The organism is Desulfovibrio porci, assembly GCF_009696265.1.
GTDB classification, from domain to species: Bacteria; Desulfobacterota; Desulfovibrionia; order Desulfovibrionales; family Desulfovibrionaceae; genus Desulfovibrio; species Desulfovibrio porci.
In genome coordinates this window covers 1-13,877 of sequence record NZ_VUMH01000019.1, presented here as the reverse complement: position 1 = coordinate 13,877, position 13,877 = coordinate 1, and the positions used below count along the sequence as shown (strand labels likewise).

The window sequence follows — 13,877 nt, the reverse complement described above, 5'->3', positions numbered from 1 at the left end:
CGGAGTAAGCCATGTCCAGCATTACACAGGCCCTGAATCAGACCAACAACGAGTTCAATGCCGCCCTCTCCAAGCAGAAGGGCAGCAATCTGGACAAAGATTCCTTCATGCTGTTGCTGGTCACCCAGTTCAAGTACCAGGATCCGCTCAATCCCATGGACGATAAGGAATTTATTGCCCAGATGGCGCAGTTCTCCAGTCTGGAACAGCTCATGAACCTGAATACGAGCATGGAAGGCCTGACCGACGCCACCAACAACCAGCAGATGATCAACGCCACTTCCTATATCGGCAAGCAGGTGAGCGTTTCCGGCAATACCATCGGCAAGACCACCACCGGCAAAACCGAAGACAGCGACGGCGTGGTCAAGGTAAGCACCTTCCGTTACGCGTTCGGCGACAATGTGGCCAAGGGCGTGCTGACTGTGAAGGACGCCAACGGCAATCCGGTCTACACCGAAGATGTCAGCGGCAAGGCTTCCGGAACAACATTCGAGTTTACCTGGAACGGTATGACCAATTCCGGCGCTGTTGCCCCGGACGGCGTGTATACGGTCTCGCTGGCCGCTTACAATGCCGACGGCGAAGCCGTGCTCTCGGATCAGATCGTGGACGCCACAGTGACCGGCGTTGTCAATGACAACGGCACAGTTTATCTGGGCCTGGACGGCGGTCAGCTGATGTCACTTGCCAATGTGCGCCAGGTTTCCGAGCCCAAGGTGGTTAATAATGGCAACAACCCTGAAACGCCGTCTGACGAGGATAATTCTAGTCCAGAGAATCCCGACGAAGGAGATTCTGGCAGCGGCAAAAACACGGAAACTCCCGGCGGCGAAAACACGGAAGAAAACACCGGACAAGCCGCCTGAATATAACAACGGAACTATCCCGGCGGCCATAGCCGCCATGCAAGCCGCTATCCCAAGCATATACGGAGGAAGTTATGGGCCTTTCAGCCAGCATGTGGACCAGCGTTTCCGGCCTGCTCGCCCACGGCAACAAGATGAACGTGGTGGGCAACAATATCGCCAACGTGAGCACCATCGGCTTTAAAAGCCAACGGATGGATTTTAATGATTATCTGTACCTGAGCGGGGGCAGCGCCAGCGGCCCCACCCAGATCGGCGCGGGTGTGAGCACCTATGCCGTGCTGGGCGACTTTTCGCAGGGTTCCTTTGAAAGCAGCAACAGCGGCACGGATCTGGCCATCGACGGCAACGGTTATTTCAAGGTGCGCAAGCCCAACTCCGACCAGATGTACTATACCCGCGCCGGCGATTTCTATTTCGATAAGGACCGCCAGCTCATCAACCCTCAGGGTATGCGCGTGCAGGGCTGGCGTGTGGACAATTCCACTAATCTGACGCTCAACCGCGGCGCCACCAGTCTGGGCAGCACTTCCACGACGGAATCGTCCTATGTGGGCAGCGGCACGCCTACGGATATTGTGCTGGATATGTGGAACCTGCCGCCGCAACAGACCCACAGCGTGTCCATTACCATGGGTCTGACCTCCGACCCGGGCAGCGACAGAACCACCAATCCGGACAATCCCATGTCCGCGCTCTGGAACCAGTGGGACGGCACCTCCGAAACGCCGCTGGCCAGTACAGCCTATGTGGGCAAATCGGACATCGACGTGTACGACGAGGGCGGCACCAAGCACACCATGTCGGTCTATTATGACCAGGTGGCCCTTGAAAATGATGACTACAAGATTTCGGGGCTCCCCAATGGCTATACCGTATACGAGTATCTGGTGACCATTCCCCCGTCCGAGGACAAGCGCACTTACGGCGGCACCATCACCTACGACGCCGAGGGCAACCCGCAGATAACCGGCGAGAAAACCTTTGCCGGCACCAGAAAGGCAGGCGTGCTCATGGCAGGACATCTGATCTTCAATGAAAGCGGTCAGCTGGTCAACCAGACGGCCTACACTTACGGAGCCAACGGCAAGGATGCGGCTGGCGACCCCCTGGCGGCGGATACTCCCTGCGATCAGGATCCCGGCAAAATGGCCTCCTGGCAGCCCACCAAGATTTCCAGCAACGGTCTGCCCGTGTTCACGGCCAACTTCGACGGCAAACCTCTGGCCAACTGCGTGTCTGAAACGGCTGCCAACGGCGGCACCCCATACAGCATCGCGGAAAATTATATCATTGAGCTTGATCTGGGGCTGAGAAACACCGCCAATAATCCGGCCTGGAACAATGCCGACACTTCCCTGGCCAGTCTGACGACCAAGGCTGCCACGCCTCCCGCCACGCAGAAGACGCTCAACTTTTCCGATACGGGCGCCACCATGACGTCGCCCAACAGGGAAAACACCGCCAGCTTCCTCAAGCAGGGCAAGTCCATCGTGCAGGATTCGGACGCGGATGGTTACGCCGCGGGCATTTTGAGCACCTATCAGATTGACAAAAACGGCATCGTCTATGGTTCCTATGACAACGGCGAAACCCTGGCCTTATGGCAACTGCTTCTCTGCGATTTTGACAATCCTCAGGGGCTTTACCGTGAAGGCGGCAATCTTTTCTCCGAAACCAAAGAATCCGGCAGAGCGCGTCAGGGTGTGGCCAATGACGCCGGTTTCGGGTCAACCAACGCTTACAATATCGAACAGTCCAATGTGGACATGACCCGCGAATTCGTCCAGATGATCACCACCCAGCGTGGCTTCCAGGCCAACTCCAAGGGCATCACCACAGTGGACACCATGCTTGAAACGGTTATCGGCATGAAGCGGTAGTCTGAGACTGCCGCCCGGACGAGGGGACGTCCGCCTGACGCGGACGTCCCACAGCGAAGGGATAGCGCTGCAATCCGGCTTTCTCCGTACAAAGCGCCGGCCTCCGGGACCGGCGCTTTTTGCGTTTCTTCTTTTTTTCCACCCCACCACAAAACAAGGTTTTCAGCCCGGCGGAAAATTTCGGTTTAGCGTTTCATGCCTATGACTGTTTCCAACATGGTATCCACAGTTGTAATTCCCTTGGAATTGGCCTGGAAACCGCGCTGGGTGGTGATCATCTGCACGAACTCGCGGGTCATGTCCACATTGGATTGCTCAATGTTATAGGCATTGGTGGTGCCGAAGCCGTTGTCCCCGGCCACGCCCAGACGCGGTTCACCGGAATCCTGGGTGGCGGAAAAAAGATTGCCGCCTTCACGGTAAAGACCTTGCAGGTTTTGGAAGTCGTAGAGGGCGATCTGATACAGGGGCAGGGTCTTGCCGTTGGAATAGACGCCGTGAACCACGCCCGCCTCGTCAATATTGACGCTGCTCAGGGTACCGGCGGCATAGCCGTCCTGGCTGCGCTCCCGGATGGTAGGGGTGCTGACGTTGGCGACGCTGGCGTAGTTCTGCCGTTCCGCCGAGCTCATTGTCGGCAGACTGGAGCCGTACTTGATGATGTTTTCATAGATGGGATAGCCATCTTCGCCGATACCCTTTTGCGTCAGGGTGACCGCGAGGGTATCCAGCGTATTCCCCTGATTCTCATAGACAACATGGGGCTTGCTGTCTTCCGCAATGCTGATCTTGGTATCTGGGGCCACAACATTGCCTTTTGTGGCCGTGAATTTGGCGGCATCGTCGGCGATCTTGAGGAAATCCTCCTCCTTCAGCTTGGTCGGCTTGTCTTCCCTGCCCACATAAAATCCGTTGGCCGGTGAATAGTACACGACATCAGCCCCTCTGTGGCCGTATATTTTCCTGCCGTCCGCAGCGTTCGGGTTTTCAATATAGAATCCGTTGCTGTCGTGCATAACATTAACAGGATCGGGGATGCCGTTTTCCTTGTACTTGCCGTAAACCTTGGGATCATTCACGTCCGCCTGAGTATAGTAGCCGATATCGTCGTTATAAATATATTCATTTATTATATTACCTGTTATCTTATCTATAACAGGGTTATAATACGAGGCATACTTGCCTAATTTTTCATCATATATACAGTATTTCTCATCTTTTACATAGACATTTTCCCCATTGAGCTTGCCGTAGACATTGCCGCTAGCCTGATTCTGGAGCGGCGGGTCCAGAGGCTGTTCAGGCGTCACAGGTGTGGGATTAACTATCCGGACGCTATCAATATCAACTCGTGTGAAATCCGCTTCCGAAACAGGTTTTCTGGTTACTCCTTCCAGATAGTAAAAACCATACACATCGTCATGGAAAACAGGCTTGTTGTCACCGGTAGTATTTTCGGTTCCATAACGACATCGTCCTAATTTATCTTCAACATAAAAACCGTTATCATCATGATAATATTCCTTTTTACCTCTGCTATACACTCTTTTCGCTGTAGGTGATGCCTGAGTGTAATAGCCGAATTCATCCTTATATACAGGTGTATTTACCTTATCTTTTTTAATATAGAAATCTGTTTTTCTGCCAAGAACTTCATCAAAAATATAATATGCATTGTCTGAATCCTGATATACCGGAATTTTTATATCAGTTGCGTCTTTTAATAATGTACCTGCCTGTTTATCCACCTCGACGTAGTAGCCGTAACTGTCCGCGCCTACCCATTTCCCCGCCAGATCCGCCGGGGTTTCAGCCTTGCCGTAAAACTGTCCGCTGGCCGGAGGCGTGGAATCGTCCTGGGTGAAATAATAACCGTATTTATCGCTGCCGACAGCCACATAACCGGAAGTTCCGTCCGACAGCCGGTCGCTCAGGGGATTGCCGTTCTTGTCCCGCATTATCTGGTTGACGCTGCTGTTATCCCAGGTGGGACTGATGTTTTTCAGGCCCAGGTCCAGTTCCGTAATATATTCCTGCGCCTGGCTGTAGGGCGTGGATGAACCCGCCGTACGCATGGTTTCACTGACGCTGTTGGCCAGTGGCTGGCCGCTGAAGTTGGCCGTGAACACGGGCAGGCCGTTGCTGGAAAATTTGGTGGGTTGCCAGGAACTCTTGTCCGCCGGATTTCCGGCGTACTGGCTGTTGGGGGACTGGCCGCCCGCGGCCCCGAAGGTATAGGCCGTCTGGTTCACCAGTTGACCGCCGGCGTCGAAAATCAGCACGCCGCTCATAAGTACGCCGGCGTTTTTGTTGGTGCCCGCATCGGGGTCATCGTAAAACTTGGTAGGCTCCTTGGCCCAGGTATTGGCGGCCTGGTTGTAGCCTTCGCCGCCGTAACTGCGCTGGTCCTCAGCCGGTGGAATGGTTACCAGGTATTCATAGATGGTGTAGTTGGAAGGCATGCCTTCAATTTTATAGAGAAGATTGCCCTTGCTGTCGGTTTTGCTGACATCCACCTGATCATAATACACCGTAAGCGTATGGGATGAACCGCCCTCATCATAAACGTCAATGCTGGACTGCGTGGCATAGGCCCCGCTGGCCATGGGAGGCGTGCTCGAAGCGTCCCATAGGTCAAAAAGCGCGGTCAGCGGACTGGTGCGCTGGTGGTCTTGTCGTCGGCGCCGTTGTTGGTCAGTCCCATGGTAAAGCTGACATTGGTAGTTTGGCGGGGTTTGATATTCCAGCTGTCCAGCACAATGTCCGTGGGCGTGCCGGAGCCCACGTAAGCGGATTCAACCGTTTTTGAGGTGCCGAGATTGGTGGCCCCTCCATTGAATGTCAGCTTTTTCTCATTGTCGACCTTCCAGCCTTGCAGGAGGTATCCTTCAGGATTTTGCAGCTCACGATTTTGGTTGAAATAAAAATCTCCGGCGCGGGTATAGTATGTCTGATTGCTGTTGGGCTTGCGCACGCCAAAGTAGCCGTTACCGTCGATAGCCAGGTCCGTGCCGCTGTTGCTGCTTTCAAAGGAGCCCTGCGAGTAATCGCCCAGCACGGCATAGGTGCTTACACCCGCACCGATCTGGGTGGGGCCGCTGGCGCTGCCCCCGCTCAGGTACAGATAATCATTAAAATCCATGCGTTGGCTTTTAAAGCCCAGGCAACATGAAATCCTGCCCGCCATATGACGGAGAAAAGGCTGTAACGCGCGCCTCACCTTCCGGCGCCGGAAGAGATGGGCGGCACAGCGGCGGCACAACGACCATCGCGCAACGGAGAAAAACAATGATTGAATGGCAGAGGTTAGAAGTAGGCATCCGCGCCCGCATCCATCCCACGCGCAAGCATGGCGCGCTGCCGGACAGATATTTTGTATTACGTTATAGCGTGGACGGCATCAAAAAACAGGAAGCCCTCGGCTGGGCCAGCCGGGGTTGGACTCTGGCCAAGGCCCGTGACGAATTGGCCAAGTTGCGGGCAGCCGCCCGCACTGGCGAAGGGCCCGTGACCCTGAAGGAAAAAAGGGAGTTGGCCCGAATGGCCCGGGAAGCGGCCCAAGCCGCCGAACAGCAAAAAATCGCCATCTCCGGGCTCTGGGAGCGCTACCGGGCCGCACACGCACAGAGGGCGAGCATCGCGCATGACGCATGCAATTATAAACACTTTGCCGAGTTGCACGGCCTGACCACAGATCTGCTGCGCACCGCGCAACTGGATGCTCTGCGGGAAAAACTTTTCGCTCAGGGCAAGGCTCCGCAGACCGTCAAGCACGTCCTGGGCCTGTTGCGGCGCATCATCCGCTGGTCGGTCTCACGCGGGCTTTGTCGGCCGCCGGACCCCTCTCGCCTGCATTTTGAAATGCCCAGGGTGGACAATCAGAGAACAGAATGCCTGACTCCGGAGCAGGCCAAACGGCTTTTTCAGGTGCTGGATGCGTCACCTGAACGCAACCTGGCCGCCCTGCTTCGTCTGGCTCTGGCCACAGGCTTGCGTCGCAAGGCGCTGTTCGGTTTGCGGTGGGATGATCTGGACTTTCGGCAGGGAGTACTCGTACTGCGCGGCGAGCACGCCAAAAAAGGCCGCACCGCCTATCTGCCCATGACTCCCGCCGTCCGCGCCATTCTGGAAAATATTGAACGCACGGACTCTCCTTACGTCTTTCCGGGCAAAAACGGCGGCAAGCGCGGCGAGGCTCGCGCCTTTTGCCGCCGGGTGCGGGAACTCTGCGGTCTTCCCAAAGATTTCCGCATGCTGCACGGCCTGCGGCATACCTATGCCTCGTGGCTGGCGTCCAGCGGTCAGGTGGATCTTTTCAGCCTCCAGCGTCTGCTCACCCATGAAAGTCCACAGATGACCCTGCGCTACGCCCACCTGGCGGACAGCGCCCTGCGGCGCGCCGCGGGCGTCATTGACGCCTGTCTGCGAAAAGCCCGCACAGCTCAACCCACCGTCCCGCCGCGCGGCACAACGGCGGCACAGGCGAACTCCGCCGACTTCTCGTAACGCGCCAAAAATTCAGCGCAAATAAGGAGGAAAATTTTTCCCTACTTTTTGAATATCATCATAACATATTTAAATATAATAATAAAAATAATATTGGCATATGCGTTGCAGAAGAATGGGCACAGCTTAGTCAACCACCCAGGAGGTGTCCCATGTCTTTGGTCATTAACCACAATATGATGGCCGCCAACACGGCCCGAAACCTGAATGCGCATTACTCTCAGTTGAGCAAGTCCACCGAGCGCCTTTCCACGGGCCTGCGGGTCAACAGCGCGGCGGACGACGCCGCCGGTCTGGCCATCCGCGAGTTGCAGCGCGCGGACATCGCCACTCTGCACCAGGGCGCGCGCAACGCCAACGACTCCATCTCCCTGATCCAGACCGCCGACGGCGCGCTGGGCGTCATCGACGAAAAATTGACCCGCATGAAGGAACTGGCCGAACAGGCCGCCACCGGCACCTATGATTCCACCCAGCGTCTGATGATCGAATCCGAATATCAGGCCATGGCCTCGGAAATCACCCGTATCGCCAATGCCACGGACTTCAACGGCATCAAGCTGCTGGACGGCAACCTGTCAAGCAGCGTGCATGACGGCAGCGGCATGACCTCCACCGGCAAACTGAAGGTCCACTTCGGCACCGGCAACGATTCCGCCGAAGACTATTACTATATCACCATCGGCAATTGCACGGCTTCGGCCCTGGGCGTGGGCAATCAGGCCATCGACGCCGCCACGGGCGAGTTGCGCGCGGGCGGCACCATCTCCACCCAGGAGGCCGCCCAGAAAACGCTGGTGGCCCTGACCGACGCCATCGTGTCCAAGGATAAGATCCGCGCGCATTTGGGCGCCATGCAGAACCGCCTGGAAAATACCATCACCAACCTGAATACGCAGGCAGAAAATCTTCAGGCCGCGGAATCCCGTATTTCCGACGTGGACGTGGCCACGGAAATGACGCAGTTCGTCAGGACCCAGATTTTGAGTCAGAGTGCGGTAGCCATGCTCTCGCAAGCGAACTCGCTGCCCCAGATGGCCATGCAGCTCATCGGCGGCTAGGTCATCTCGACATAGGCTGTGGCAGACCAAAGACGGGAGGCCCGGGGGCTGTGCCCCCGGGCCGGGTCAGGCTTTCCGGCCCGGCATCTCCCCTGTGGGGCGCCGCGTTATGATATGGATGAAGGGCACATATCCGAATTCTCTCCGGCGGGTTCCAGCGCGTTCAGGGCCTGACGGGCGGCTTCCTGTTCGGCTTTCTTACAGCTTGTGCCGCTGGCCGTAAACTCTCTGCCGTCCGGCAGATGCAGAGAAACTTCAAAAATTTTGGCGTGTTCGGGACCATGGCTTGCCAGTTGGGCATAGACCGGCCGTTCCTTGAACAACTGTTGCGCCACTTCCTGCAAGCGCGTCTTGTAATCCTTTCTTTGCGGTTGCCCGGCAGCCTGTGGCCAATGCGGCTCAAAAATGCGGGCCACCGCCTTTTGCGCGGCGGCAAAGCCTCCATCTTCGTACACGGCGGCAAGCACCGCCTCCAGCACATCACTGAGGACGGAATCCCGGCCGCGGCCGCCCTGACGCTCCTCCCCCCTGCCTAATTTCAGCAGGCCGTCCAAGCCGAACTCCCGCGCCCGTTCGGCCAGGCTGACAGTGCTCACCAGCCGCGCGCGCAGTTTGGTCAGTTCCCCTTCCCGGGCATCCGGAAAGCGGCGGAATAATTCCCAGGAGACGCAGAGTTCCAACACGGCGTCGCCCAGAAATTCCTGCCGTTCATTGTGGCGCTGGCCGCCGTCACACTCGTTGGCCCAGGAGCTGTGGGTCAGGGCCAGATCAAGCAGTTCCGGGCGGGCAAAGACATGGCCCAACCGTTCTTCCAAAGCGGCGCGGGCCTGCGAAGGCGTCGCGCAGGTGGGTAAATCAGCGGTGCTCATGCCCCTCAATGTAGCCGTTTCGCGGCTGATGGCAACAGAAAATCCCTTGACATGCGCCCGGCCAATGCCTACCTAAATGCAACTTACTTATGAGGAGCAAAGCATGGCTTATGATATCCGCTTGATGAAGCTGGTGACGGGCGAACTGGTCATCGGCAAATATGATCAGGAAAAAGACTGCCTCAACGATGTGGCCGCCATCCAGAGCATTCCCACCCAGCAGGGCGTACAGATGATGATGCTGCCTTACGGTTATCCTTTTGAACCCAATTTCAGCGGCACGCTGGAGGGAAAAACGTTCCTCTACCGTTATGCCGATACCCCCAAGGAACTCCAGGACAAATACATTGAGGCCAGCACCAACCTCACGGTAGCGGGCGGTCTCGGCAAAATGCAGTTCGGCTCCGGTCCCATGCCCGGCGGTAACGGCAGCGGCCTGATCAAGTAGAGAAAGCGGTCCCGGATATTCCAGTTTCTCAAAGGCGGCGTTGAGCGCCGCCTTTTTTGTACTCCCGGCCCAAATGAGGATATCATGCGCGAGCTTCTGCCCCTGCTGCCCAAACCCAGCCGCTATGCAGGCATAGAGGACGGCGCCTGCCGCAAAGACCCTGCGCGGGCGCGTCTGCGTCTGGCCCTGGCTTTTCCCGACACCTATGAAGTGGGCATGTCCTACCTGGGGCAGAAAATCCTCTACGGCATCGTCAACGCCCATGAGGGCTGGTGGGCCGAGCGGGTTATGGCCCCGGACCGTGAAGCCGGAGCCGTTCTGCGCGCCAACAACGCCCCGCTCTGCACGCTCGAATCGGACACGCCGCTGGCCGACCTGCACTGCGTTTCCTTTTCCATCACACACGAGCTCTGTTACACCAATGTGCTCTACATGCTGGATCTGGCCGGGATTCCCCTGCGGTCGGCCCAACGCAGCCAGGATTTGACGGCCTGCCCCCTGGTCATTGCCGGCGGCGGCGCACTGCTGAGCGCCGAACCTTTGACGCCCTTCATGGATCTGATGGTTCTGGGCGACGGCGAGGAGAGCCTGCCTGACGTGCTGCGCCTGCTGGAGAGCACCCTGGATCAGGGCTGGAGCCGTGATCAACTGCTGCGCGAGGCCCGGCTGATTCCCGGCGTGTACGTGCCGTCGCTTTTTTCCGCCGGGGACGGCGGCACGCCTGTTCCGCTGCTGCCCGATTACACCCGCCCGGCGCGCCGTATCGTGGCGGACCTGAATGCGGCGGCCTATCCCACCCGGCAGGTGGTGCCCGTGGGCGCGGTGCACAACCGTCTTTCCCTGGAAATAGCGCGCGGCTGCACGCGCGGCTGCCGCTTCTGCCACGCGGGCATGGTCTACCGGCCCGTGCGCGAGCGCTCCCTGGCCAATATCACCAGCCTGCTGGACGACTGCCTGCGCGAAACCGGTTTCGACGAAATTTCCTTCCTTTCTCTGAGCACCGGGGATTTTTCCGCCCTCAAAACCCTCTGTCACGGCGTGCTGGACCGCTGCGCGCGCGAGCAGATCAGCCTTTCCCTGCCGTCCCTGCGCGTGGGCTCCATTGACGACGAGATCATTGAGCGCATGGCCGATCTGCGCCGCACCGGCTGCACTCTGGCCCCGGAGGCGGGCAGCCAGCGCCTGCGCGACGTCATCAACAAGGGCGTCAGTGAGGAAGACCTGCTGCTGCACGCCCAGAAACTGCTGGAACACGGCTGGCGGCAGGTCAAGCTCTACTTCATGATCGGCCTGCCCACGGAAACGGACGAAGATCTGGCCGCCATAGCCGAACTCTGCCGCAAGGTGCGCGACGCCGCCGGACGCGGCGGCCCGCGCCTTCAGGTCACGGGTGCCCTGTCGCCCTTTGTGCCCAAGCCTTTCACGCCCTTCCAGTGGGAAGCCCAGATCAGCCGGGAGGAGATCAGCCGTCGGGTGCACCTGGTGCGGGAGTTGTTCAAGGGTCAGAAATGCCTGAAACTGCACTGGCATGAACCGGCCATGAGCCATCTTGAAGGTATTTTGTCCCGCGCGGACCGCCGCATGGCCGATGTGGTGGAAAAGGCCTACCGCAAGGGCGCGATTTTTTGCAGTTGGATGGAAGGCTTTGACCTCGCGCCCTGGCTGGAAGCCCTGGACGAATGCGGCATCAGCGCCGAAACCTGCATCGGCGCGCGCGAACCGGGCGCTTCTCTACCCTGGAGCCATTTGGAAGCCGGAGTCGCCGAGGACTTTCTGCTGCGCGAGCGCGAACGCGCCCTGGCCGGGAAAATCACTCAGGATTGCCGCTACGGAGCCTGCCGCCAATGCGGCGCGTGCGACACTAAGGCCGCTCCCTCACGTCTGCCGCATGCCGCCGCGGCGGAGCCGGACGCGGCCCTGCACCGCAACCGCCTGATCTTCGCGCAGCGCGACCAGAATGCGCATGAGCCGCGTCGGGACGAGGAGGGCCGACTGATCTGCCGCGCCCAATCCAACCGTCCGCCCCAAATCGCTGAGGAACTCACCCACAAGGCGGCCCAGTATCGCATCTGGCACAGCAAAATGGGCGGCAGCGCCTGCCTGAGCCAGTTGGAGCTGCAAGCAGTGCTGGAGCGCGCCCTGCGCCGGGCGGCCCTGCCCCTGGCCTTTTCCCAGGGCTTCCATCCGTTGCCGCTGCTTTCCTTCGGCCGGGCCCTGCCCGTGGGCGTGGAAAGCAGGGCTGAATGGTTCGCCCTGACGCTGCACAAAATTCTTGCGCCGAGAGAAGTTTCCGCCCGTCTGGATCCGCTGCTGCCGCCGGGCATGTCCGTACTGCGCGTCGACGTGGTCGACAAAAGCCGCCGTACGGAGCAGGCCGAGGCCGAAACCTTTTCCCTTCGCCTGCCCACTGACGAGGAAAACGCCGCTGCCGTGCGCTGTTTCGCGGATTTCGCCGCTCTGTCCACGTTTCCCCACACCCGGCAGACAAAAAAGGGCCAGCGCAGCGCGGATATCCGGCCTCTTCTGCTGCGCTGGGAGGCGGGTCCGGCCCAATCCGACACGCGCAGCGGCGCGGACGCGGCCGTGACATTTGTGGCTGACTGGCGTAATCTTTATTTGTCGCCCCTGCTTTTTTGTCTGGCTGTTCTTGCGCCGCTGGGGCCTGAAGAGCATCTGCGTCCCCGTCTGCGGCTGCTCAAAACGGCACAGACGTTCGCGGACTCTCAAACATATCCATAGTCTGCCAGGATCACTCATGCCACGAGCTTTTACTCCCACTTGGTTCTTCTTCGGCGACTCCCTGACCCTAGGAGTCAATGACAACCGCATGCCCGGCGGCTGGGTCAGCCGTCTGGCCCTTCTGGGGCAGGAGGCGGGCCTCTACCGCTTCCCCCCGGCCACATTTTACAACCTTGGCGCGCGTCGTCAGTCCACGGCGGACCTGGCCCGGCGCTGGCGTCAGGAAGTGGATTGCCGCCAGATGCCCGGCATGATTCCCCACCTGCTCTTCTGCACGGGCGTGGTGGACATGGCCGCTCCCGGCGGCGGCCAGCCCTTGGCTCTGGACAAATCCCTGTTCTGCCTGCGTGACATACTGGCCGAGGCCGCCCCGCTGGCCCCCACTCTGATCGTCAGCCCGCCGCCGGTGGCTGACCCCGCCGTACGTCGGCGCATCGCGGAACTCGGCGCGGCACAGGCCGCCCTCTGCGCGGAACTGGGCCTGCCGTTCGCCGACATCCACGCCGCCCTGGCAGCTTCCCGCGGTTATATGGACGACTTGAGCGACGGCCTGCATCCCGGTCCCGAAGGCTGCACCATTATGGCGGAACTGCTGCTGGCGCAAACGCCCGTGCACGACTTCCTGCGCACGGACATGGATGAAGAGGAAAACTGAAATGGGCTCGTGCATTCCTTTCAGCGACGAAGAACCCTTTGTGAAGCGTGTTAAAAGCTTGGCGGATGACGAATTGCTGGAGATCTGGGAAGAAACGCAGCAGATTGAAAGTCTGCTCTGCACGGAACTGCAGGCAGATCTCTCCCTTGCCCCGGATTATGAAAAAGTCATTGTGGAAGAACTGCGCCTGCGCTCCGGCCGCAAGTTGCGCGCGCCTCGCATGGGAGAATGAGCGCACGCTTTTTTAAGTTTTCGGTCACGGCGACGCGGATACAACTGCGCCGCCCATGGAACCTTTAAGCCTTACCTACCGCTGCGAAGACTTTTTTCAGACAAATCATGTCCACCAATTGAACGCCTTCTTCCACAATGGGTTCACGGTAATTGTCCGTGAAAAAATTTTTCAGCCGGTGGGAAAAAACAAAACCCCGCCGTTCGTAAAATGCCAGTATGCGCGGATTTTCGCCCGTGCCCACCAGCATGTTCGAATATTTGCCCCGGTAGTGGCGGAAGACATGCTCCAGCAGGCGCGTCGCATAGCCCTGTCCCTGATATTCCACACGGGTAGCCAGATTCTTCAGCTCGCATACGCCCTCGCCTTCGTCGGTCAGCACGCAAAGGCTCTTCAAATCCGGATCAAACAGCACGAACATGTCGGCCCGCCCCAGGTAGCGGTCGATCATGTCTTCCTGCTCGTCAGCCAGCAAGAGCAGATCTAGATGTAGAGTGTCAACACGTTGTTCACCCTCCGCTCAGCCTTGAGGCTGGAGGTTTTCTGCCAAGAGCCGTATGCGGACGCACAAAGTTGTAGCGATGCGTCCAGACCGGCAAGTTCGCTGTTCTTTTC

The 13,877-nt window shown here is 58.7% G+C and carries 13 protein-coding genes; 8 read left to right on the top strand and 5 right to left on the bottom strand.

Annotated elements, in window-relative coordinates; translation table 11 throughout:
• Nucleotides 1-11 precede the first annotated feature (11 nt).
• Nucleotides 12-869, top strand: a complete 858-nt coding sequence (locus FYJ44_RS13400; protein ID WP_154512993.1) for a flagellar hook assembly protein FlgD — start codon at nt 12-14, stop codon at nt 867-869.
• 74 nt (nt 870-943) lie between these two features.
• Nucleotides 944-2,752, top strand: a complete 1,809-nt coding sequence (locus FYJ44_RS13395) for a flagellar hook protein FlgE (RefSeq protein ID WP_154512991.1) — start codon at nt 944-946, stop codon at nt 2,750-2,752.
• A gap of 185 nt (nt 2,753-2,937) precedes the next feature.
• Here the strand turns inward: FYJ44_RS13395 and FYJ44_RS14785 are convergent, their stop codons facing one another.
• Together FYJ44_RS14785 and FYJ44_RS14780 are read right to left on the bottom strand one after the other, a co-directional pair.
• A complete protein-coding gene (locus FYJ44_RS14785; RefSeq protein WP_229772718.1) occupies nt 2,938-5,358 on the bottom strand; it encodes a flagellar hook-basal body complex protein in 2,421 nt (806 codons plus the stop codon).
• Nucleotides 5,359-5,399: 41 nt separating this feature from the next.
• Nucleotides 5,400-5,894 (bottom strand): flagellar hook-basal body complex protein, encoded by a 495-nt coding sequence (locus FYJ44_RS14780; protein WP_229772717.1) that lies wholly within the window; start codon nt 5,892-5,894, stop codon nt 5,400-5,402.
• Nucleotides 5,895-6,040: 146 nt separating this feature from the next.
• On the opposite strand from FYJ44_RS14780, the gene FYJ44_RS13380 reads away from it, so the two are divergent.
• Nucleotides 6,041-7,258, top strand: a complete 1,218-nt coding sequence (locus FYJ44_RS13380; RefSeq protein ID WP_195841031.1) for a site-specific integrase — start codon at nt 6,041-6,043, stop codon at nt 7,256-7,258.
• A 152-nt stretch (nt 7,259-7,410) separates the two neighbouring features.
• Nucleotides 7,411-8,319, top strand: a complete 909-nt coding sequence (locus FYJ44_RS13375; RefSeq protein WP_154512987.1) for a flagellin N-terminal helical domain-containing protein — start codon at nt 7,411-7,413, stop codon at nt 8,317-8,319.
• A 107-nt stretch (nt 8,320-8,426) separates the two neighbouring features.
• Here FYJ44_RS13375 and rnc read toward each other — a convergent pair whose 3' ends face one another.
• A complete protein-coding gene (gene rnc / locus FYJ44_RS13370) occupies nt 8,427-9,188 on the bottom strand; it encodes a ribonuclease III (protein ID WP_154512985.1) in 762 nt (253 codons plus the stop codon).
• Between the two features lie 103 nt (nt 9,189-9,291).
• Here rnc and FYJ44_RS13365 point away from each other — a divergent pair, with 103 nt between their 5' ends.
• From FYJ44_RS13365 to FYJ44_RS13350, 4 genes are all read left to right on the top strand, one after another.
• Nucleotides 9,292-9,636 (top strand): hypothetical protein, encoded by a 345-nt coding sequence (locus FYJ44_RS13365; protein ID WP_154512983.1) that lies wholly within the window; start codon nt 9,292-9,294, stop codon nt 9,634-9,636.
• An 84-nt stretch (nt 9,637-9,720) separates the two neighbouring features.
• Nucleotides 9,721-12,375 carry a TIGR03960 family B12-binding radical SAM protein gene (locus FYJ44_RS13360; RefSeq protein ID WP_154512981.1) on the top strand — a complete coding sequence of 885 codons (2,655 nt, stop codon included), beginning with the start codon at nt 9,721-9,723 and terminating at the stop codon, nt 12,373-12,375.
• A 16-nt stretch (nt 12,376-12,391) separates the two neighbouring features.
• On the top strand, nt 12,392-13,030 hold the full coding sequence (locus FYJ44_RS13355) for a GDSL-type esterase/lipase family protein (protein WP_154512979.1): 639 nt from the start codon (nt 12,392-12,394) through the stop codon (nt 13,028-13,030).
• Between the two features lies 1 nt (nt 13,031).
• Nucleotides 13,032-13,262 (top strand): hypothetical protein, encoded by a 231-nt coding sequence (locus FYJ44_RS13350; RefSeq protein ID WP_154512977.1) that lies wholly within the window; start codon nt 13,032-13,034, stop codon nt 13,260-13,262.
• Between the two features lie 64 nt (nt 13,263-13,326).
• Here the strand turns inward: FYJ44_RS13350 and FYJ44_RS13345 are convergent, their stop codons facing one another.
• Nucleotides 13,327-13,713 carry a GNAT family N-acetyltransferase gene (locus FYJ44_RS13345; RefSeq protein ID WP_154512975.1) on the bottom strand — a complete coding sequence of 129 codons (387 nt, stop codon included), beginning with the start codon at nt 13,711-13,713 and terminating at the stop codon, nt 13,327-13,329.
• Between the two features lie 58 nt (nt 13,714-13,771).
• Nucleotides 13,772-13,877 (bottom strand): integrase core domain-containing protein (locus FYJ44_RS13340; RefSeq protein ID WP_154508122.1); only part of this gene is annotated, 106 nt, incomplete at its 5' end.

Bases quoted from the DNA above. Each gene is read 5' to 3' on its own strand.
- FYJ44_RS13345 (WP_154512975.1), bottom strand. From the start codon at position 13,713: ATGATCGACCGCTACCTGGGGCGGGCCGACATGTTCGTGCTGTTTGAT.
- FYJ44_RS14785 (WP_229772718.1), bottom strand. From the start codon at position 5,358: ATGGCCAGCGGGGCCTATGCCACGCAGTCCAGCATTGACGTTTATGAT.
- FYJ44_RS13350 (WP_154512977.1), top strand. From the start codon at position 13,032: ATGGGCTCGTGCATTCCTTTCAGCGACGAAGAACCCTTTGTGAAGCGT.
- FYJ44_RS13355 (WP_154512979.1), top strand. From the start codon at position 12,392: ATGCCACGAGCTTTTACTCCCACTTGGTTCTTCTTCGGCGACTCCCTG.
- FYJ44_RS13395 (WP_154512991.1), top strand. From the start codon at position 944: ATGGGCCTTTCAGCCAGCATGTGGACCAGCGTTTCCGGCCTGCTCGCC.
- FYJ44_RS13400 (WP_154512993.1), top strand. From the start codon at position 12: ATGTCCAGCATTACACAGGCCCTGAATCAGACCAACAACGAGTTCAAT.
- FYJ44_RS13365 (WP_154512983.1), top strand. From the start codon at position 9,292: ATGGCTTATGATATCCGCTTGATGAAGCTGGTGACGGGCGAACTGGTC.
- FYJ44_RS14780 (WP_229772717.1), bottom strand. From the start codon at position 5,894: ATGGATTTTAATGATTATCTGTACCTGAGCGGGGGCAGCGCCAGCGGC.
- FYJ44_RS13360 (WP_154512981.1), top strand. From the start codon at position 9,721: ATGCGCGAGCTTCTGCCCCTGCTGCCCAAACCCAGCCGCTATGCAGGC.
- rnc (WP_154512985.1), bottom strand. From the start codon at position 9,188: ATGAGCACCGCTGATTTACCCACCTGCGCGACGCCTTCGCAGGCCCGC.
- FYJ44_RS13380 (WP_195841031.1), top strand. From the start codon at position 6,041: ATGATTGAATGGCAGAGGTTAGAAGTAGGCATCCGCGCCCGCATCCAT.
- FYJ44_RS13375 (WP_154512987.1), top strand. From the start codon at position 7,411: ATGTCTTTGGTCATTAACCACAATATGATGGCCGCCAACACGGCCCGA.